Genomic DNA, 19307 nt, shown 5'->3' with positions numbered 1-19307 from the left:
GGGGATACCGTCCAGCTTCGGCCGGGTGTCAAGATCGTGCGCCAGCGCCCCGTCTGCCCGGGAAGTCCGATGACCGATCACCGTTCCGTCCCCGACCCCTACTCCGCCGCCCGGCCGCCGGAGGACACGCTGGGACGGGTGCCCGAGTGGCTGCGGCAGCCCGCGCCCGAGGTGCCGCCCGGCCGCGCGGACCGGCTGCGGATCGCGCTCGGGGGGCACTCCGGCAAGCTGCTCGGCGGCGCGGTCGTGGTGACGCTGCTCGCGTTCTTCGGGCTCGTCGGCGGCCTCGGCTACCAGGGCTTCCAGCGCTGGCGCGAGCCGGCCGCCGAACACCCCACGGTGAGCCTGCCGGTCGGTGAGCAGGCGTCCTCGTCGGCGTCTCCGCCGCCGGCGGCCGGTCCGTTCGACGGCACCCCGGCGGCCGGCTTCCCGGAGGGTGCGGCGGGGATCGCGCTGCCCCGGGCCAAGCGGACCGGCCCGTTCACCGAGAAGCAGGTGGCCGACACGCTGGCCAAGGTTCGCAAGGCCCTGGTCACCGCCCGGCTGGACCGGACGTTCTTCACCGCGAAGGATCCGGAGCGGCTGGTCCGGCAGTTCGCCCCGGACGCGCGGGCCGGTGTGCGCGACGACTTCCCCACCGGCGAGGCGGGCACCTACGCGACCCGGCTCGCCCCCGGCGCCCGGCTGACCGCCGACCAGCCCCGGGTCAAGGGCCGGATCAGCTACCGCGCGACGAAGGACCGGGACGGCATCCGCATCCTGGAGGTGACCACCAACTTCGTCTGGGCGTACGCGTTCCCCACCACCAGCCCCGCGCCGGGCGACGGCGTCGTGGTGGTGCACGACACGGTGAGGTGGAGCATCCCGCACCCGGCCGACGTGACCACCGCCTCCGCCGGGCTGTGGATCGAGCGGGCCGACTCGTACTCCTCCAACATCGACTGCGCCGCGCTGGACAAGGGCCTGCTCGCGCTCGGCAAGCCGTCGTTCGGCGGGCCGGCCGACCCGGACCCGGACGCGGTCTTCGACCCGGACAAGACGGTCGACCTGCCGGACACCTGCTGACCCGCCTGCCTCACCACGCCGCCCCGCTGTAGGAGCCTTCGATGAGCGACGCCCCGCCCCCGCCACCCCACCGTGCCCGGGTGGACCTGCCGGACTGGATGCGCAATCCGGAGCCGCCCCGCCGTACTCTCGGCCGCCGCCTGTCCGGCCTCGTCGACGGCGTACCGGCGCTGGCGGCGGCGCGGCGCCGGATGTGGGCCTGGCAGGGCCGGACCCGGTTCGGCGAGCGGCACCCGACGGTGGCCGCGATCGGGTCGTTCGTGTTCGTCGCGGTGACGGCGGCGCTGCTCGTGGTCGGCATGCTCTACCTCGCCTGGGCGATCCGGCAGGGGCGGATCTGACCGGCGCAGGCACGGGGCAGCGCGCCAGCCCTCCGGGTGCGATGATCATGCGCTGCCCGCCCCCTGCACTCCCTGGGACGCCTCATGAGCACCGAGAACGGAACCTCTCCCCCCGGCCCGGACCCCTACGCCGTCGCCACCCGGGGTGAGCAGGTCCAGCTACCGAGCTGGATGACAGGCGCGGACGCGCAGGTGCCGCTGACCCGGGCCGAGCGGTTCCGCCTGGTCTGGTCCCGGCAGCGCGGCAAGCGCCACGTCGCGCTCGTGGTGGTGCTCGCGCTGGCGCTGATCGGCGGCACGGCCGTGCTCGGCCGGGTCACGGTCGACCGGGTGCGGGGCGGCACCGCCGCCGCGGCCTCGGCCGAGGCCAGCCCGTCGCCGGTCCCGCTCAGCCGGGTGGGCGAGCCGCGCAACCTCTTCGCGGGCACCCTCGGCGCGGACTTCGCGGTCGGCGAGGCCGGGATCGTGCTACCGCAGGCCGCGGCGCGACCGCCGTTCACCGCCCGCGAGGTGGGCGCGGCGCTGACCCAGGTCCGGGCCGCGGTGATCCAGGCCCGGCTCGACCTGTCCATGATTCTCGGCGACACGGAACCGTTCCTGGCGCTTCTTGCGCCTGCCTCGCGCGCTCAGCTGCGTACCGACTTCGAGGACTCGTCGTTCCTGAACTACGCCACCCGGATCGGCTCGCAGGACAGCGCCGACGAGATCCGGGTCCGGGGTGAGATGCGCTACCGGACCGTCACCGGCGACGACGGCCGGCCGATCCTGCGGATCACCACCGAGTACGTCTGGATGTACGCGTTCGACGTGCCGCGGACGACGCCCGGCCGGGCCGGGATCGCCACCATCCGCGACCGGGTCGTCTGGGAGGTTCCCCACTCCGAAGGGCTGCCGGCGGCGAAGCGCGGGCTCTGGCTCGTCTCCGCGCAGGCGAGCACGAACAACGTCGACTGCGCCCGGCTGGGCGAGGGCTTCTTCGTGGTCGAGCCGTGGATGGGTGGCGCCGGTTCGTTCCAGCCCTGCTGACCGGCGTCAGCGCACCGCGCCGACCACCGCCCACGCGCCGGAGCGCGTCCGCAGCAGCAGGCCGGCCAGCCGCAGCACCACGAACAGCGTCAGCCCGGCCCAGATCCCGCCCAGCCCGAGGTCGAACGCGTAGGCCAGCCAGATCGCCGGCAGGAACCCGCCGAACGCGCACACGATGGTGAGGTTGCGCAGGTAGCGCACGTCGCCCGCGCCGATCAGCACCCCGTCGAGGGCGAACACCACACCGCCGATCGGCTGGAGCGCGACGAACCAGGGCCAGGCGGTCATGGCCTGCTCGCGTACCTGCGGATCGGAGCTGAACCACGACGGCACCAGCCCGGCGCCGGCGGCGATCAGCACCGCGAAGGCCACGCCGCACAGGCCGCCGAGCAGCGCGATGCGGCGGGCCAGGAACCGTGCGCCTGGCGCGTCGCCGCCACCGAGCGCGGCGCCGACCAGCGACTGCGCGGCGATGGCCAGGGCGTCGAGCACCAGCACCGTGAAGAACCACAGCTGTACGGCGATCTGGTGCGCGCCCACCGCGGCGGCGCCGAAGCGGGCCGCGACGGCGGTGGCGGACAGGAAGCTGGCCTGGAACGCGACGCCCCGCACGAGCAGGTCACGGCTGAGCACTAGCTGCTGACCGATCACCCGGGGCCGGGGCCGCAGCGAGACCCGCTCCCGCACGAGCGCCGCCGCGAACAGGACACCGGAGAGCGTCTGCGCGATCGCGTTCGCCACCGCCGAGCCGACCAGGCCGAGCCCGGCCGGATAGACCAGCAGCGGGCAGAGCACCGCGGAGAGCAGGTTCGGGCCGAGCACGAACAGCAGCGGGCGGCGGGTGTCCTGGATGCCGCGCAGCCAGCCGTTGCCGGCGGCGGCGAGCAGCAGGCCGGGCGCGCCCAGCGCCGCGACCCGCAGCCATCCGGCGGCGGCGTCGGCCACCTCGCCGGGGCCGCCGACGAGGGTACGCGCCAGCGCGCCGCCGCCGATGCCGATGGCGACCGCCACCAGCACTCCGGTGGCGAGGGCGAGCCAGGACGCCTGGACGCCCTCGGCCACCGCGGCGGCCCGGTCCCCCGCCCCGAAGCGGCGGGCCGAGCGGCCGGTGGTGCCGTACGCGACGACGGTGCCGACCCAGGCGGTGAGCGTCATGACCGTGCCGCCGACTGCGAGCGCGGCCAGCGGCACCCGGCCGAGGTGGCCGACCACCGCGGTGTCGACCAGGACGTAGAGCGGCTCGGCGGCCAGCACCACGAGGGCGGGTAGCGCGAGCGCGGCGATCCGCCGCGGCGAGGCGGTGACGGCGGGGGCGGCAGTGGTGCTCATCGCCGCCGATCCTGGCACGCTCTCAGTAAGGTCCGCAAGGCGGGCGACTACTTACCCGCACCGGCCAGGAAGCGGGCCGTGTCACGCCGCCCGCGCAGACGGCGTACCGGCAGCTCGGGGGCGTGCTCGGCGAGCGCGGCGAAGACCCGGGGCCGGGAGTCTCGGGGGTAGCGCCAGACGTGGCGCAGGGAGCCGAGATCGAGGCGTTCCGGGCAGCCCTCGGGCAGGTCGGGACGGGGTGCGGCGCGGTGCGCCCACCGGCGGCGCACGATCCGGGTCAGGCAGCGCGGCCGGGAGGTGTCGCAGAGCACCAGCAGGTCGGCGCGGGGCAGCCGCAGGTCGAGCGTGCTCGCGTAGTTGCCGTCCATCACCCAGGCCGGGCGGGCGGCGAGCGCGGCCACCGCGGCGCGGAAGTCGTCGACGGCGGGGGCGACCCAGCCGGAACGCCAGTGGTGCCGGTCGAGGTGGATCAGCGGCAGATCGAGTCGCCGGGCCAGTTCACCGGCAAGCGTGCTCTTGCCGGCACCGGAGCTGCCGACCACGAGAATGCGTCGCACCGGGCGACGGTAGCGCGGGAGCGGGTTCCCGCGCGGCGGTGACGTCGACGGCGGACCGCGCGCGCGGCCCGGCCGGCGTCACCGCCGAACGGCGTCCGTCACTGACGGGTGTCCATCGAGGTCTGCAGCGCGCGGCGCATCTGCTCGCGCGCTTCGTCGGTGGTGGTCTCGTTCTGCGGCTTGCGCTTGCTGGGCATCTGAGGTCCTTCCAGGGTGCGGACCGCCGGACGTGGCGGTCCTACGGGCGCCCGGCGCTCCGGCTCGGCGCGACAGCGAGTCGCGCCCGACCGGAGGTCGTCGGCGGCTGAGCGCCCGGCAGCGGTCCGGGATCACCGGAGCGGCTCGCCTGGCAGCGGGAGCCCGGGTCGGTCTGACCCTGGAGGGAGGCGGAGCCGGGTGCGGCACCACCGCCCGTGACCAGCGCCGCGAAGCGCCGGTCCCGCACCCAAATTAACGTTCACTTTCCAGATACTGCCCACTGTTCCCGAAATGCGGAAAGATCAACGTCGTCGTCCCGGCTCGGCGAGGGCGGTCAGCGGGCCAGGAAGTGCCAGCCCAGCCACCACCAGAAGCCGAACAGCCCGATCCGGCCGACCGGCACCGGACCCACCTCGTACCGCATCACGAACGCGCAGATGTCGGCCAGCGACGGGATCCGCGACCCCTCCCGGCGCGCGGCCCACTCGATCACGGCGAACAGCACGATCGAGACTGCGAACCCGCCGATCGCCAGAGCCCGCATCATCGGCGCACCAGTCCCCAGAACGCGGACAGCCACGCGAACCAGGCCGCCGAGCGGGCCAGGTTGTCCTCCAGCAGCGGATCGGCCAGCCGGGAGAAGGTGGGGAAGTCGTCACCCGCCGCCATCACGAACGTCGCCCCCTCGAAGACACCGAAGACGGTCACCGGGACCAGCCACCACAGCGCGACCGACGGCAGCCGGCGCGGCGCCGGGCGCCGGGGCACCCGGTTGTTCAGGCCGACCCAGATCAACCCCCCGCCGGTGGTGAGGATGTAGAGGTTCGCCGCGGTCGAGAAGGACGGCAACTGGCCGCCGACCAGGGAGAGGCAGATCAGCACCGGCACGGAGACGACCGGCCGGTCCCAGGCCCGGGGCGCCTCGACGGTGAGCTCGCGGGGATGATCCATCACCCGATTGTCCCCAGGGTGACGCACCGCGGAAAGCCCGGCACGCGTCGTGATCCCCCGAAAACGCGCCGATCGGCTCACACTTCCGATCGTCGCCGCACCGGATCGACCGGACCAGAAGGACAAATCGCCTTAACCGGGCGCCTCACGCCATCGGGGTCACCGCGCCGGTCGCCAGCTCGGCACGGATCCACCCGACCACCTCGTCGAGGGAACCCCGGCCGGTGAAACCGGCGGCGAACCGGTGCCCGCCGCCGCCGAGCGCCACCGCCACCCGGCTCACGTCCACAGCGCCCTTGCTGCGCAGCGACACCGCCCACTCGGCGTCGCCCGCCTGCTTGACCACGCAGCTCACGTCCGCCTCGGCGGTGCAGCGCACCGAGTCGATCAGCGCCTCCAGCACGTACGCGGGCTGGTCGTGGCGGACCAGGTCGTCGCGGGTGGCGTACGTCCAGACGAGGCCGTGCCCGGCGGCGGCCGCGGGTTCCAGCGTGGCCCGGCCGAGCACCTCGCCGAAGAGGCGGACGGCGCCGAACGGGCGGGTGTCGAAGACCCGCCGGGAGATGTCACCGGGCCGGATGCCGGTGGCGACCAGGCGCGCGGCCGTCTCGTGCACGGCCGGCGTGGTCGCCTCGAAGCGGAACGAGCCGGTGTCGGTGGCCAGCGCGACGTACAGCCCGGTCGCCATCTCCGCGTCCAGCGTCACACCGAGCCGGTCCAGCAGCTCCAGCGCGACCACGGAGGTGGCGGCGGCGTGCGGGTCGACCAGGCTGATCCGGCCGAACCCGCTGTTCGAGGCGTGATGGTCGAGCACGAGCGACGTGCCCGCCGTGTCCAGCCGGTCGGCCAGGTCGCCCAGCCGGGACTCGCTCGCCGCGTCGAAGCAGATCACCAGGTCCGGCGCCGGGTACGCCTCGTCCTGCGGCACCAGCAGGTCCACCCCGGGCATCCACCGGAACGGCTCGGGCACCTCCGGCGGGCCGGGGAAGGTGGCCTGGAGATCGCGTACGCCCAGCCGGCGCAGGCCCAGCCCGAAGCCCAGCATGCTGCCCAGCGCGTCCCCGTCCGGGTTCACGTGGCAGATCAGCAGCACCCGCGCGCCGGCGGGAAGATCGCGTACCGCCGCGACGGCGGCCGCCCACGCGGTCTCGGTGGGCCCGGCGGCCTCGGTCACCGGCGCTCGCCGGCGCGCGGCTCGTCGTCGCCCTCGTCGTCGGCCGAGGCGTCCTCGCCCTCCTCGTCGTCCTCCTCGACCCGGTACGGCTGGGCGTCGCCCGCGTACGAGGACGTGGCGGCCAGCCGCTGCACCTCGGCGTCGGCGGTACGCGCGGCGGCCAGCAGGTCGTCGATGTGCTTGACCTGGTCCTGCACGTCGTCCAGGACGAAGGTCAGCGTCGGCGAGTGCCGCAGCCCGAGCGCCTTGCCGACGGTGCTGCGCAGCATGCCCTTGGCGCTCTCCAGCGCCGCGGCGGTGCTCGCCTGGGCCGCCGCGTCGCCGAGCACCGTGTAGAAGACGGTGGCGTCACGCAGGTCGGCGGTGATCCGGGCGTCGGTGATCGTGATCATGCCGAGCCGGGGGTCCTTGATCTGGCTGCGCACCACCGACGCGACGAGTTCCCGGATGCGCTCCGCGTGCCTGCGTACCTTGGCCGGATCCGACATGTCCCCCACCTCCGGGATCACCTTTACCGATGACGACGCCGGATCACCAGGCGATCCGGGCCGTCGGCCGGAGACGGCGGGCGCGTGGGCGCCGCCGGGTCCGACCGCTCAACGCTGAAGAACACTACCCGCGCCCGGCCGGGCGTCGCGCGGCACGGCCGGGAGTGCCGCGCGACGCGCCGTCAGTCGTCCGCGCCGTGCAGACGGCGGCGGACCGACAGCAGCTCGGTCTCCGGGCGGGCGGCGACCAGCCGCTCACAGGAGTCGAGCACCTCGCGGACGTGAGCCGGCTCGGCGGCCACCACCGCCACCCCGATCTCGGCCCGGCCGTGCAGGTCCAGCGCCCCCACCTCGGCGGCGGAGACCTCGAACTTGCGCAGCGCGGCGACGATCGGCCGGACGTAGGACCGCTTGGCCTTCAGGGACCGGGAGTCACCCGGGAGCAACAGGTCGAACAGTGCGGTTCCGGTATACACGGCGAGCAACGGTACGCCGGGCGGCGCGCCCCGGCACGCGATTAAGGCGCCACCGCCACCAGCACGTCCCGCTCGATCGCCTGGTCGACCCGGTGCGCGAAGTCACCGAAGCCCGGACCGTCGAGCACCCGCAGCCCGGCGTCGGCCAGCACCGCCTCCGCCTGCGCCCGCGGCGCCACGTGCGTGTTCCAGGACAGCCCGAGGGCGCCACCCGGGCGCAGCAGCTCCCGCCACACCGGCACGGCGGCGGTGAGCAGCTCCAGCGGGCTGCGGGACAACCCCTGGTCGGTACGGCTGCCGTGCGCCACCCCGTACGGCACGTCGGTGACGATCACGTCGGCGCACCGGGGACGCAACGCCTCGCGGGCCCGGGTGGTGTCGGTGTGCAGCACCGTCACCCGTTGGGTGGCACCGGCCCGGTGCTCGTCCCGCGACGGCGCGAGCACCGCCTCGAACCGGCGGGCCACCAGCTTGCGGTCCCGGCGCACCGACGTCGAGTCGGTGGTGTGCTTGAGCCGCTTGCGGCGCAGCCAGGTACGCAGGAACGCCGCGTACGCGTCCACGTCCTTGCCGTCGCGCTCGATGCCGATGCCGTCGTAGCCGTACATCAGCGCCTGGTTGAGCGTGGTGCCCCGGCCGCAGAGCGGGTCCAGCACCACCACCGGCCCGTCCAGCATCCGCGGCGCGGCGGCGGAGGCGAGCACCGTGACGTTGAGCAGCAGCCGGGTGAACTGCTCGTTGGTCTTGCCGGAGTACTTCGGAATGGTGATCAGGTCGGAGTCGTACCGGGCCAGCGGGCGCAGCGGCACCGGCCGGAGCAGGTCGTCGCCGACCCGTTCGAACAGCGCGTACGCCGCCGACAGGTTCGCCAGGTGGGCCAGGTCCCGCTCGCCCAGCCCGGGTTCGGCGGTGGTGAACGTCAGGTACTCCACCCCGCCGATCCCGGTCACCTCCGGACCGGCCGGTACGACGCCGAGCACGCCGGAACCGGCGAACACGGCCAGTTCGGCACGGGCCAGCCGGGCCGCCGCGCCGGCGTAGACGCGGTTGGCGGACGGGGCGAGGAGCAGTGCGTACCGGATCACGCCGGAGATTGTCGCAGCCTGCGGAAACGGCGACGGCCGGGGCCCGAGGGCCCCGGCCGCCGGCCGGTCGTACGCGTGGTCGTCAGGCGCGCGGCTTCTCGCGCATCTCGAACGTCTCGATGACGTCGCCGACCTGGACGTTGTTGTAGCCGCCCAGCGTCAGACCACACTCGAAGCCCTCGCGGACCTCGGTCGCGTCGTCCTTGAACCGCTTCAAGGAGCTGATCGTGAGGTTGTCCGCCACGACCGCCCCGTCCCGCAGCAGCCGCGCCTTGGCGTTGCGGCGGATGAGGCCGGACCGGACGATACAGCCGGAGATGTTGCCGATCTTGGACGAGCGGAAGACGTCGCGGATCTCCGCGGTGCCCAGCTCGACCTCCTCGTACTCCGGCTTGAGCAGGCCCTTGAGCGCGGCGTCGATCTCCTCGATGGCCTGGTAGATGACGGTGTAGTACCGGATCTCCACGCCCTCGCGGTCGGCCATCTCGCGGACCTTGTTCGAGGCCCGCACGTTGAAGCCGATGATCGTGACCGCCTCGGACGAGGCGCTCGCGAGCATGACGTCGCTCTCGGTGATCGCGCCCACGCCCCGGTGGATGATCCGAAGCTGGACCTCCTCCGGGATGTCGAGGTTGAACAGCGCGTCCTCGAGCGCCTCCACCGAACCGGAGACGTCGCCCTTGAGCACCAGGTTGAGCGAGGTCTTCTCGCCCTCCTTGAGCTGCTCCATGAGCGTCTCGAGAGTGGCCCGGCCACGGGAGTTGGCGAACGACGCCGCCCGCCTCCGTGCCTGCCGCTGCTCGGCGATCTGCCGCACGGTGCGGTCGTCCTCGGCCGCCAGGAAGGTGTCACCCGCACCCGGCACCGTGGTCAGACCCAGCACCATGACCGGACGGGCCGGACCGGCCTCGTCGACCGGCTTGCCGTTCTCGTCCAGCATGGCCCGGACGCGGCCGTGCGCCCCACCGGCGACGATCGAGTCACCGGCACGCAGGGTGCCCTTCTGCACCAGCACGGTCGCCACCGCGCCACGGCCCTTGTCCAGGTGCGCCTCGATCGCGACACCCTGCGCCGGCCCGTCGATCGGAGCGGTCAGCTCCAGCGACGCGTCGGCGGTCAGCAGCACGGCCTCGAGCAGCTCCTCGATGCCGATGCCGGGCTTGGCCGCCACGTTGACGAACATGGTCTCGCCGCCGTACTCCTCGGCGACCAGGCCGTACTCGGTCAGCTGCTGGCGGACCTTGTCCGGGTTCGCCTCGGGCTTGTCGACCTTGTTGACCGCGACCACGATCGGCACCTCGGCCGCCTTGGCGTGGTTGAGCGCCTCGATGGTCTGCGGCATGACGCCGTCGTCGGCCGCGACCACCAGGATCACGATGTCCGTGACCTGGGCACCACGGGCACGCATGGCGGTGAACGCCTCGTGACCCGGGGTGTCGATGAACGTCACCGCCCGGTCCTCGCCCTCGTGCGGGACGTGGACCTGGTAGGCGCCGATGTGCTGGGTGATGCCACCCGCCTCGCCGGCCACCACGTTCGCCTTGCGGATCGCGTCGAGCAGCTTGGTCTTACCGTGGTCGACGTGACCCATGACGGTCACGACCGGCGCACGGCTGACCAGGCGGTCCGCCGCGACCTCGGCGTCGAGGTCGATGTTGAACTGCGCGAGCAGCTCGCGGTCCTCGTCCTCCGGGCTGACGATCTGCACGTCGAAGCCGAGGTGCTCACCCAGCAGCTGCAGGGTCTCGTCGGAGCACGACTGGGTCGCCGTCACCATCTCGCCCAGGTTGAACATCTCCTGGACCAGCGAACCCGGGTTGGCGTTGATCTTGTCGGCGAAGTCCGACAGCGAGGCGCCACGGGACAACCGGACGACCTGACCCTGACCTCGGGGCGCGCCCGAGGACATGGTCGGGGCCGACAGGTTGTCGAACTCCTGTCTGCGCTGCTTCTTGGACTTGCGACCGCGCGTCGGCCGGCCGCCGGGACGCCCGAAGGCACCCGCCGCGCCACCGCCACGGCCACGGCCGCCACCGCCGGGACGGCCACCGCCGCCGACCGGACCACCCGGACGGAAACCACCGCCGGGAGCACCGCCACCGCCGCCGGGGCCGCCGCGGTAGCCACCGCCACCGCCGCCACCACCGGGACCGCCGCGGTAGCCACCGCCACCGCCGCCACCACCGGGTCCACCGCGGTAGCCACCGCCACCGCCACCGGGACGACCGGCGCCGCCGCCGGGGCCGCCACGACCGCCACCGGGGCCGCCGGGACGGCCGGTGGTCGGACGCTGGCTCGGCATCGAGGCCGGGCTCGGCCGCGGCGGCATCGACGCCGGGCTGGGCCGCGGCGGCATGCCGGCCGGGCTGGGACGGGGACCGCCCGCACCGGCGGCCGGGGGCCGCTGCTGCTGGCCGCCCTGGATGCCGAACGGGTTGTTACCGGCGCCACGCGCCGGCGGACGACCGCCGGGCCGGGCACCGGGGCCCTGACCCTGACCCGGACCGCCGGGACGACCGGCGGCCGGGGAACCCGGACGCGGCGGCATGGCGTTCGGGCCGGGACGCGGACCCGGGCGAGCACCGCCCTCGGCCGGGGGCTCCCGGCGTACGGTCTCGCGCTGCTGCTGACGGGCGGCCTGGGCGGCCTTGACCGCGGCCTCCTGCTCAGCCTTGAGCGCGGCGGCACGCGCCTCGGCGGCCGCCACTTCGATGTCGTGCGCGCTCGCCGGCTTGGCGACCGGAGTCGCCGGCTGCGGCGGGCCGGGGACCGGGCCCTTGGGCTTCGGTCCAGGGGTCGGCGCGGCCGGACGCCGGGGCGGCATCGGCTTGGCCGAGACCCGGGGGGCACCCGGGGTCGGGGTGGGCGTCGGGGTCGGTGCCGGGCCACTGGGCGCGGCAGCCGGCGGGCCGGCGGGCGCCGACGAACCGGCTACGAACGCGCTACGCAGCCGCCGGGCGACAGGCGCCTCGACGGTGCTGGACGCGGACTTCACGAACTCGCCCATCTCCTTGAGCTTGGCGAGAACGGTCTTGCTTTCGACCCCGAGCTCCTTGGCAAGCTCGTGTACGCGGGCCTTTCCTGCCACTGCACTCCTCACTCCGAGGTCGTGCGGGCAGCACCCGCAGCGACCTCACTCGTGCACTTGAAGCCTGGTCATTTCTGGGACTTCATCGTGTGCTCATGTCGGTCGTCCTACCTTGCTAGCGACCCTCGACCGGTCGGGTTGACCGGTCGTCGGGGGTTGCGCGTCGACGTGCTCCGCAAGCGCACCGTGGTCGGGGACCTCGGTGAGGCGCAGTGCCCGCCCGAAGGCGCGGCGTCGCACCGCCTGCGCGAAGCAGGCCGGATCAGGGTGCATGTTCGCTCCCCGACCCGGCAGTCTGCGGGCCGGGTCGGGCCGGAGACTGGTGTGACCAGCCTCGTCACCAACCGCGACGATCCGCAACAACTCGCTGGCCGGCGCTCGTTTCCGGCAGCCCACACAGGTGCGCTCCGGCAGCGCGCGTCGTACCACTGAGAAAGTCTACCCCTAGCTTCCCGAGATCGCGCCGCCCGGCTCCGGTACGTGATCAGCTCCGCCCCGGCTCTGCGGTGGCGTGGCCTCCGCGTCGGACCGGATGTCGATGCGCCAACCGGTCAGGCGGGCCGCGAGGCGGGCGTTCTGCCCCTCCCGACCGATCGCGAGCGAGAGCTGGAAGTCCGGGACGGTCACCCGGGCGGTACGGGAGGCCAGGTCGACCACCTCGACCCGCAGCGCCTTGGCCGGCGACAACGCGTTGCCGACGAAGGTGGCCGGGTCGTCCGACCAGTCGATGATGTCGATCTTCTCGCCGTGCAGCTCGCTCATCACGGCGCGGACCCGCTGGCCCATCGGGCCGATGCAGGCGCCCTTGGCGTTGACGCCGGACGTGGTCGAACGCACCGCGATCTTCGTACGGTGACCTGCCTCACGCGCGATCGCGCCGATCTCCACGGTGCCGTCGGCGATCTCCGGCACCTCCAGCGCGAACAGCTTCTTCACCAGCCCGGGATGCGAGCGGGACAGCGTGATCTGTGGGCCGCGCATGCCCTTGGCGACGTGCACGACCACGCAGCGGATCCGCTCACCGTGCTCGTACCGCTCGCCGGGAACCTGCTCGGACTGCGGCAGGACGCCCTCCAGCTTGCCCAGGTCGACGCTGACGATGCCCTTCTCCCGGCGGGTCTCGTGCGCCTGCACCACGCCGGTGACCAGGTCACCGTCGCGGCCGACGTACTCGCCGAAGTGCACCTCGTCGGTGGCCTCCCGCAGCCGCTGGAGGATCACCTGCTTGGCCGTCATGGCGGCGATCCGCCCGAAGTCGTGCGGAGTGTCGTCCCACTCCCGGGTCACCGTGCCGTCGGCGTCCAGCTCCTGCGCGTAGACCGAGGCGGCCCCGCTCTTGCGGTCGATCTCCACCCGGGCGTGCGCCTCGGCGCCGTCGGTGTGCCGGTAGGCGGTCAGCAGCGCGGTCTCGATCGCCGCGAGGATCGTGTCGAACGGGATCTCCCGCTCGCGCTCCAGGGCGCGCAGCGCCGCGAGGTCGATGTTCACCTCTCCTCGTCCTCCAGATCTTCGTCGTCGTCGGTGTCGTCACCGAGGTCCTCGTCGGCCAGGTCGTCCAGGCGGTTGAACTCCACCTGGACCCGGCCGGGCCCGAGTTCGGCGTACGGGTGTTCGGCGGGGCCGGCGTCGGTCTCCAGCACCACGCGTTCGTCGTCGGCGGCCGTGATCCGGCCGGTGAGCTGGCGGTCCCCCGCGTCGCCGCGGACGGTGACCTTGACCAGCCGTCCGGCGTTGCGCCGCCAGTGCCGGGGCAGGGTGAGCGGGCGGTCCACGCCGGGCGAGCTGACCTCCAGCTGGTACTCGCCGGCCACGATGTCGCCGCCGGCCTCCTCGGCCGCGTCAAGCGCCGCCGAGACCGCGCGGGAGACGTCCGCCACGGCGTCCAGGTTGATCCCGCCGTCGGCGTCCACGATCACGCGGACCACGTGCCGCCGGCCGGCGCGGGAGACGGAGAGGTCCTCCAGGTCGTAACCGGCAGCGGTGACGACCGGTTCGATCACCTCGCGCAGCCGGTTGCGGCGGGCGGCGAGGTCGCCGCGGGGTGCGCCGCTCCGGTCCGTGCCGCGGGGCCCGTCGGACCGGCGGGGCCGCCCGGCGGGCCCCGTCGACCGGGTGGCACGGCCACGCTGCGTCATTGCGCGCACCTCTCCTGCTGTTGCCACGACCCGCGGGCCGTGTTGTCCCGGGCCGGTGCGGGCGATCGGCCCGCCATACCGGCGCGCCACCGGGGCGTCCGCGCCCGGTGGTTGCGCAGAGCGTAACGCTTGTGGCCGTCGACGGGCCCGGCGGCGCACCGAGACCCTGCTCCACGAGGCGGCGCGGATGGTGTTGACTCTGTCAGGTGGGGATCGGCAGAACACCATCCGACCAGGTCAGAACGGGGCATTCCCGGCGCTGGCTGCTGCGTGTCGGCGGGCTCGTGGCGCTCGGCGGTGCGACAGTGCCGCTGACCGGTTGTGATCTTTTCGACCGCGACAAGGAGCCGCCGGAGCCGGACGCGCTGGAGCCGCTCGCCGCCGAGGCGCTCGCGCTGGAGGCCCGCTACCGGGCCGCCGCCACCGCCGCTCCGGCGCTGGCCGACCGGCTCACCCCGATTGCCGACGCGCACCGGGCGCACGCCGAGGAGCTACGCCGCGTGATCGGCCGGCCGGCACCCTCCGGCGCTCCGGAGTCCGCCGGCTCGGCGAGCGCGCCCGCACCCGACGCCGCGCTCACCGAGCTGCGCCGGGCCGAGCAGGAGGGCCGGACGAACGCGGCCAGGGCGTGCGCCGCCGCGCCGGCCGAGCGGGCCGCGCTGCTCGGCTCGATCGCCGCCGCGCGGGCCACCCACGTGGAGGCCCTCAAATGAACGAACGCACCGAGCGGAGCGAGGGCCGTGAGTTCATGCCCGGTTGGCTCAGCGCGAACCCGACGACCGGCCCGGCCTCGGCGCTCGCCGACGCGCTCGCCGCCGAGTACGCGGCGATCTGGGCGTACGGGGTGATCGGTGTGCACCTGACCGAGGCGGCACGTACGGCCGCCCGTGCCGCCGAGGCGGCCCACCGGTCCCGCCGCGACGCGCTGCTGCTCCAGCTCGCGGAGGGTTCCGGGCAGGTGCCCGCCGACCGGGCCGGGTACGCGCTGCCCTACCCGGTGACGGACCGGGCGAGCGCGCTGCGCCTGGCGGTGGAGATCGAGGAGCGGACGGCCGGGCACTGGCGGTCCGCGCTGGCGCACACCACGGGCGCGGACCGGAACACGGCGCTCGCCGCGCTCACCGACTGCGCGTTGCGCGCCACCCGCTGGCGGCGTACGGCGGGCGTGACGCCGGTCACCGTTCCGTTCCCGGGCCGCCCGGCCTGAGCGCGACGCCGGTCACCCGGCGGAACCCTCCGGTTGCATAGCGCATACCAGGTATGCATACTCGCGGTCATGTCCATCCGTCACGGCCTGCTCGCCCTGCTCGAACGCGGCCAGATGTACGGCTACCAGCTCCGTGCCGCGTTCGAGGAGTCCACCGGGTCGACCTGGCCGTTGAACATCGGACAGGTCTACACCACGCTGGCGCGGCTGGAACGTGACGGCCTGGTCCGCCCGCTGCCGGAGAACGAGAGCGGGCAGCGGCCGTACGAGATCACCGACGCCGGACGGGCGGACCTGGCGCTGTGGTTCGCCACGCCGATCAGCCGCGCCGACCGGCCCCGTGACGAGCTGTCGATCAAGCTGGCGCTGGCGCTGACCACCCCGGGCGTCGACGTGCGGTCGGTGGTGCAGACCCAGCGCACCGCCACCATGCGCGCGCTCCAGGAGTTCACCCGGTTGAAGTACACGAGCGACAAGCCGGAGGATCTACCCTGGCGGCTGGTGCTGGACGCGATGATCTTCCAGACCGAGGCCGAGGTGCGGTGGCTCGACCACTGTGAGACGAGCCTGGTCCGGCACCGCCCGGCGCCGATCCGGGCGGTCGACCACCCCGAGGCGGTGGACCGGGCCGGCGACGAAGCCCGCCGGTGACCCGGAACGGGAGGCGCTGATGGACCCGATCGACGGGGTGCTGGAACTACGGGACGTACGCCGGACCCACGGCGCCGGTGAGGCCGCCGTGCACGCGCTGCGCGGCGTGAGCCTGACCGTGCGGGCCGGTGAGCTGGTGGCGGTGATGGGCCCCTCCGGGTCCGGCAAGTCCACGCTGCTGGCGCTGGCCGGCGGCCTGGACCGGCCCACCGGCGGCGAGGTGGTGGTCGAGGGCGAGGCGCTGGCCGGACTGTCCGCCCGCGGGCTGGCCCGGCTGCGCCGCCGCCGGATCGGGTACGTCTTCCAGGATCTGAACCTGCTGGGCAGCCTGACCGCCGTGGAGAACGTGGCGCTCCCGCTGGAACTGGACGGCACCGGCGTGCGGGCGGCCCGCCAGCTGGCGCTGGCCGCGCTGCGCGAGGTCGACCTGGAGGATCTGGCCGACCGCTTCCCGGACCAGATGTCGGGCGGCCAGCAGCAACGGGTCGCCATCGCCCGGGCTCTCGTCGGCGAACGCCGCCTGGTCCTCGCCGACGAGCCGACCGGAGCACTGGACTCCCAGACCGGCGAGGCGGTGCTGCATCTGCTGCGGCGCCGGGTGGACGCCGGAGCAGCAGGGGTGCTGGTCACCCACGAGGCCCGGCACGCCGGCTGGGCGGACCGGGTGGTCTTCCTGCGCGACGGGGTGATGGTCGACTCGACCGCCCCGCTGATCGGCGTCGAGCACCTGCTCAGCGGCAGCAGCCGGTGAGCGGCGGCCGCCTCGCCGCCGTACGCGGATCGTGGCGGACCGCGCTGCGGATCGCCCGCCGGGAGGCGCGGCGGTCCCGGCGGCGCACGCTGCTGGTGCTGGTCATGATCGCGCTGCCGGTGTTCGGCCTCAGCTTCGCCGCGGTCAGCTACGACATGGGTGACCTGACCCGCGCCGAGCGCATCGAGCGCCAGCTCGGCGGTGGCGACGTCGCGCTGCGCTGGGACAGCCTGACGCCGGTGACGCAGGACGCCTGGGGCGAGTCGGCCTGGCCGGTCGAGGGCGACTGGATCTCCCGGACCCGTCCGGCGGCCGCCGAGGAGGTTCGCGCGCTGCTGCCCGAGGGCAGCCGAACCGCCCGCACGCGTTGGTGGATGACGTTCTCGACCCGGGTCGGCCGGCACGTCGAGACGCTCGACGCGCGCGCCGTGGACCTGACCGACCCGCTCACCCGGCCGCTGGCGCGGGTCCGCGACGGCCGCCCGCCGGTACGCCCCGACGAGATCGCGGTCAGCCCGCCGGCGTTGCGCCGGCTGGAGACCCGCATCGGCGACCCGGTACGCGGCATCGACGGCACCACGTACCGCGTGGTCGGCGTGGTGGAGTATCCGGACAACCTCGGGGACGTGGTCACGCTGCCCGGGGTGACCCCGGACGGCGCGGGCGGCAGCGACACCTGGCTGGTGGACCTGCCCGGCCCGCTGGACCCGGGGCTCGTCGACCGGCTGAACACGCAGGGCGTCCAGGTCGTCGTCCGCGACCCGCTGCCGGGACGGCAGGAGTTCTCCCGCGGCATGAACATGCCGGACGCCGACGAGGCCGGCGTCGTCGGGGTGGTCGGCGGGCTGGGCCTGCTGGAGGTGGTGCTGCTGGTCGGCCCGGCCTTCGCGGTGAGCGTCCGGCGCCGGCGGCGGGATCTCGCGCTCGTCGCGGTGGCCGGTGGCGACGCCGCCCACCTGCGCCGGATCGTGCTCGCCGACGGGGTGGTGCTCGGCGCCGGCGGGGCCGCCCTCGGCCTGGTGCTCGGCATCGGCGCCGCGTTCGCGGGCCGGCCGCTCGTGGAGCAGTACCTGGTCGGGGCACGCCTCGGGGCGTACCGGATCTTCCCGGCCGCGCTGGTGGCGATCGCCGCGACGGCGGTGCTGGCCGGGGTGCTGGCGGCGATGGCCCCGGCCTGGACGGCGGCCCGGCAGGACGTGGCGACCGGCCTGGCCGGCCGGCGCGACGCGGCCCGGCCCCGCCGCCGCTGGCTGCTGGCCGGGGTGGCGCTCACCGCCGCCGGGACCGCGATCGCCGCGTTCGCCGCGGGCCGCACCTCGCAGACCGGCGTGCTGGCCGGCGTCGCCCTGGGCGAGCTGGGGCTGGTGTTGTGCACCCCGACGCTGGTCGGCGTCCTGGGCCGGGCCGGCCGGTTGCTGCCGCTTACCCCGCGGCTCGCGTTGCGCGACGCCAGCCGCAACCGGTCCTCGGCCGCGCCCGCCATCTCGGCGGTGATGGCGGCGGTCGCCGGAAGCGTCGCGCTCGGCGTCTACGTGGCGAGCGACGAGACCCGGTCGCGGGAGCTCTGGCAGCCCGGCCTTCCGCCGGGGAACGTGCTGCTCACCTACTCCGGTGACACCCCGGCGGTCCCGCCGCCGGCCGGGGTCGTCGCCGACCGGGCCCGCACGGTCCTGCCGGACGCCACCGTGGCATCCGTCGCCGTCCCCGGCTGCGCCGGCACCGTCCGGGACAAGAACGACTGCACCGCGTACGCGCTCGTTCCGCCCGAGCAGCGCTGCCCGTACACCTCCTCCGAGCAGGCCGTCCCCGACTCGGCCCGGCGGGATCCGCGCTGCGTCAGCCCTTTTCAGGAGCCGGTCGACGTCTACCTGCCGGCGCTCGTGGACAACGGCGGCGCGCTGGCCGCGCTCACCGGCGCGCCGGACGACGAGCTGGCCGCCGCGCGCCGGACGCTCGCCACCGGTGGCGTGGTGGTCACCGACCCCCGGCGGGTGGTGGACGGGCAGGTCCGGGTGGAGGTGAACGACAACTCCGGCGGCCCGCCGACCGGGCGGCTCCTGCCCGCGTACGTGCTGCACGGCGGTCTTCCGGTCGACCGGCTGGTCCTCTCCCCCGTCGCCGCGGGCACGCTCGGCCTGACCGCCGTGCCGATGGGGTACCTGCTGGACACCGCCGGCTCGCCCACCGACCGGCAGATCGAGCTGCTGACCGACGAGCTGTTCGACATCGTGCCCGTGTCGGCGCAGGTGGCGACCGCCGACCCGCCGTCGGACCAGCGCCCGATGCTGCTCCTGCTCGCAGTGGCCTCCGGGGTGATCACGCTGGGCGCCGCCGCGGTCGCCACCGGCCTCGCCGCGGCCGAGGGCCGCCGGGACCTGTCCACGCTCGCGGCGGTCGGCGCCGATCCCCGGGTACGCCGCCTGCTGTCCCTCTGCCAGGCCGGGGTCATCGCGGTGCTCGGCTCGGCGCTGGGCATCGTCGCCGGGCTCGGCTCCGCCGTGGTCGTCCTGGCCGCGCTCAACCAGCGGTACGCGGAGTCCTGGCCGGTGCAGCCGCCGTACCCGGTGACGGTGCCCGGCGTGACGCTCGCCGCGCTGGTGGTGGTGCCGCTGGTGGCGATGGGCGGCGCGGCGCTGTTCACCCGGTCCCGCCTGCCGATCGAACGCCGGCTCGACTGAGCCGGCCCGCCCGGCGCCCGGCCATGATCGACACCATTTCGCCGGAGTGGCGGCATCACGGTGGGGTGGATGCCACCACTTCGGCGAGATGGAGTCGACCTTGGGGC

The 19307-nt window shown here is 74.5% G+C and carries 20 protein-coding genes; 8 read left to right on the top strand and 12 right to left on the bottom strand.

Features of this window, described 5'->3' with window-relative positions; all coding sequences use genetic code 11:
- The first annotated feature begins 69 nt into the window (after positions 1-69).
- The 3 genes from KSK32_RS19940 to KSK32_RS19930 all read left to right on the top strand — a co-directional run bounded on the left by KSK32_RS19940 (position 70) and on the right by KSK32_RS19930 (position 2432).
- Positions 70-1065, top strand: coding sequence for a hypothetical protein (locus KSK32_RS19940; protein ID WP_216932567.1), 996 nt, complete (start codon positions 70-72; stop codon positions 1063-1065).
- A gap of 41 nt (positions 1066-1106) precedes the next feature.
- A complete protein-coding gene (locus KSK32_RS19935; RefSeq protein ID WP_216932566.1) occupies positions 1107-1406 on the top strand; it encodes a hypothetical protein in 300 nt (99 codons plus the stop codon).
- Positions 1407-1490: 84 nt separating this feature from the next.
- Positions 1491-2432, top strand: coding sequence for a hypothetical protein (locus tag KSK32_RS19930; protein ID WP_216932565.1), 942 nt, complete (start codon positions 1491-1493; stop codon positions 2430-2432).
- Positions 2433-2438: 6 nt separating this feature from the next.
- Here KSK32_RS19930 and KSK32_RS19925 read toward each other — a convergent pair whose 3' ends face one another.
- The 12 genes from KSK32_RS19925 to rimP all read right to left on the bottom strand — a co-directional run bounded on the left by KSK32_RS19925 (position 2439) and on the right by rimP (position 13913).
- Entirely contained in the window at positions 2439-3761 is a 1323-nt protein-coding gene (locus KSK32_RS19925; protein WP_216932564.1) for an MATE family efflux transporter, read from the bottom strand.
- Positions 3762-3808: 47 nt separating this feature from the next.
- Positions 3809-4318, bottom strand: a complete 510-nt coding sequence (locus KSK32_RS19920) for an adenylate kinase (protein ID WP_289256166.1) — start codon at positions 4316-4318, stop codon at positions 3809-3811.
- Between the two features lie 532 nt (positions 4319-4850).
- On the bottom strand, positions 4851-5060 hold the full coding sequence (locus tag KSK32_RS19915; protein WP_216936236.1) for a DUF6186 family protein: 210 nt from the start codon (positions 5058-5060) through the stop codon (positions 4851-4853).
- On the bottom strand, positions 5060-5467 hold the full coding sequence (locus tag KSK32_RS19910; protein WP_018785896.1) for a hypothetical protein: 408 nt from the start codon (positions 5465-5467) through the stop codon (positions 5060-5062). Before KSK32_RS19910 ends, KSK32_RS19915 begins: the two co-directional genes overlap by 1 nt.
- A gap of 145 nt (positions 5468-5612) precedes the next feature.
- Positions 5613-6641, bottom strand: coding sequence for a bifunctional oligoribonuclease/PAP phosphatase NrnA (locus KSK32_RS19905; protein WP_216932563.1), 1029 nt, complete (start codon positions 6639-6641; stop codon positions 5613-5615).
- Positions 6638-7129 (bottom strand): 30S ribosome-binding factor RbfA, encoded by a 492-nt coding sequence (rbfA, locus tag KSK32_RS19900; protein ID WP_216932562.1) that lies wholly within the window; start codon positions 7127-7129, stop codon positions 6638-6640. Before rbfA ends, KSK32_RS19905 begins: the two co-directional genes overlap by 4 nt.
- 182 nt (positions 7130-7311) lie before the next feature.
- Positions 7312-7605, bottom strand: coding sequence for a DUF503 domain-containing protein (locus KSK32_RS19895; RefSeq protein ID WP_013284668.1), 294 nt, complete (start codon positions 7603-7605; stop codon positions 7312-7314).
- Between the two features lie 41 nt (positions 7606-7646).
- On the bottom strand, positions 7647-8690 hold the full coding sequence (locus KSK32_RS19890; protein WP_216932561.1) for a TRM11 family methyltransferase: 1044 nt from the start codon (positions 8688-8690) through the stop codon (positions 7647-7649).
- A gap of 82 nt (positions 8691-8772) precedes the next feature.
- Positions 8773-11778 carry a translation initiation factor IF-2 gene (gene infB, locus KSK32_RS19885; protein ID WP_216932560.1) on the bottom strand — a complete coding sequence of 1002 codons (3006 nt, stop codon included), beginning with the start codon at positions 11776-11778 and terminating at the stop codon, positions 8773-8775.
- Between the two features lie 93 nt (positions 11779-11871).
- On the bottom strand, positions 11872-12207 hold the full coding sequence (locus tag KSK32_RS19880) for a YlxR family protein (RefSeq protein WP_216932559.1): 336 nt from the start codon (positions 12205-12207) through the stop codon (positions 11872-11874).
- 15 nt (positions 12208-12222) lie between these two features.
- On the bottom strand, positions 12223-13266 hold the full coding sequence (nusA, locus tag KSK32_RS19875) for a transcription termination factor NusA (protein ID WP_216932558.1): 1044 nt from the start codon (positions 13264-13266) through the stop codon (positions 12223-12225).
- The gene (gene rimP / locus KSK32_RS19870) at positions 13263-13913 is read right to left on the bottom strand and encodes a ribosome maturation factor RimP (RefSeq protein WP_216932557.1); all 651 of its coding nucleotides are present in this window, start codon (positions 13911-13913) and stop codon (positions 13263-13265) included. Before rimP ends, nusA begins: the two co-directional genes overlap by 4 nt.
- 263 nt (positions 13914-14176) lie before the next feature.
- On the opposite strand from rimP, the gene KSK32_RS19865 reads away from it, so the two are divergent.
- The 5 genes from KSK32_RS19865 to KSK32_RS19845 all read left to right on the top strand — a co-directional run bounded on the left by KSK32_RS19865 (position 14177) and on the right by KSK32_RS19845 (position 19200).
- Positions 14177-14626, top strand: coding sequence for a hypothetical protein (locus tag KSK32_RS19865; RefSeq protein WP_216936235.1), 450 nt, complete (start codon positions 14177-14179; stop codon positions 14624-14626).
- Positions 14627-14661: 35 nt separating this feature from the next.
- Positions 14662-15120: a ferritin-like domain-containing protein gene (locus tag KSK32_RS19860; RefSeq protein WP_216936234.1), complete on the top strand. Its 459-nt coding sequence runs from the start codon at positions 14662-14664 to the stop codon at positions 15118-15120.
- Between the two features lie 69 nt (positions 15121-15189).
- A complete protein-coding gene (locus KSK32_RS19855) occupies positions 15190-15771 on the top strand; it encodes a PadR family transcriptional regulator (protein WP_013284661.1) in 582 nt (193 codons plus the stop codon).
- A 19-nt stretch (positions 15772-15790) separates the two neighbouring features.
- The gene (locus KSK32_RS19850; protein WP_216932556.1) at positions 15791-16522 is read left to right on the top strand and encodes an ABC transporter ATP-binding protein; all 732 of its coding nucleotides are present in this window, start codon (positions 15791-15793) and stop codon (positions 16520-16522) included.
- Positions 16519-19200 (top strand): FtsX-like permease family protein, encoded by a 2682-nt coding sequence (locus KSK32_RS19845; RefSeq protein ID WP_216932555.1) that lies wholly within the window; start codon positions 16519-16521, stop codon positions 19198-19200. The genes KSK32_RS19850 and KSK32_RS19845 overlap by 4 nt, the downstream gene beginning before the upstream one ends.
- The last annotated feature ends 107 nt before the right edge of the window (positions 19201-19307 follow it).

Source organism: Micromonospora sp. WMMB482, from assembly GCF_019038635.1.
Taxonomy (GTDB): domain Bacteria; phylum Actinomycetota; class Actinomycetes; order Mycobacteriales; family Micromonosporaceae; genus Micromonospora; species Micromonospora marina.
This window is presented reverse-complemented; position numbering and strand designations above follow the sequence as displayed.

What these genes read in the sequence shown, in the direction of transcription:
- KSK32_RS19910 (WP_018785896.1), bottom strand. Translation starts at nt 5,467, where the DNA reads ATGGATCATCCCCGCGAGCTCACCGTCGAGGCGCCCCGGGCCTGGGAC.
- KSK32_RS19925 (WP_216932564.1), bottom strand. Translation starts at nt 3,761, where the DNA reads ATGAGCACCACTGCCGCCCCCGCCGTCACCGCCTCGCCGCGGCGGATC.
- KSK32_RS19850 (WP_216932556.1), top strand. Translation starts at nt 15,791, where the DNA reads ATGGACCCGATCGACGGGGTGCTGGAACTACGGGACGTACGCCGGACC.
- KSK32_RS19915 (WP_216936236.1), bottom strand. Translation starts at nt 5,060, where the DNA reads ATGCGGGCTCTGGCGATCGGCGGGTTCGCAGTCTCGATCGTGCTGTTC.
- KSK32_RS19930 (WP_216932565.1), top strand. Translation starts at nt 1,491, where the DNA reads ATGAGCACCGAGAACGGAACCTCTCCCCCCGGCCCGGACCCCTACGCC.
- KSK32_RS19935 (WP_216932566.1), top strand. Translation starts at nt 1,107, where the DNA reads ATGAGCGACGCCCCGCCCCCGCCACCCCACCGTGCCCGGGTGGACCTG.
- rbfA (WP_216932562.1), bottom strand. Translation starts at nt 7,129, where the DNA reads ATGTCGGATCCGGCCAAGGTACGCAGGCACGCGGAGCGCATCCGGGAA.
- rimP (WP_216932557.1), bottom strand. Translation starts at nt 13,913, where the DNA reads ATGACGCAGCGTGGCCGTGCCACCCGGTCGACGGGGCCCGCCGGGCGG.
- KSK32_RS19940 (WP_216932567.1), top strand. Translation starts at nt 70, where the DNA reads ATGACCGATCACCGTTCCGTCCCCGACCCCTACTCCGCCGCCCGGCCG.
- KSK32_RS19855 (WP_013284661.1), top strand. Translation starts at nt 15,190, where the DNA reads ATGTCCATCCGTCACGGCCTGCTCGCCCTGCTCGAACGCGGCCAGATG.
- KSK32_RS19860 (WP_216936234.1), top strand. Translation starts at nt 14,662, where the DNA reads ATGCCCGGTTGGCTCAGCGCGAACCCGACGACCGGCCCGGCCTCGGCG.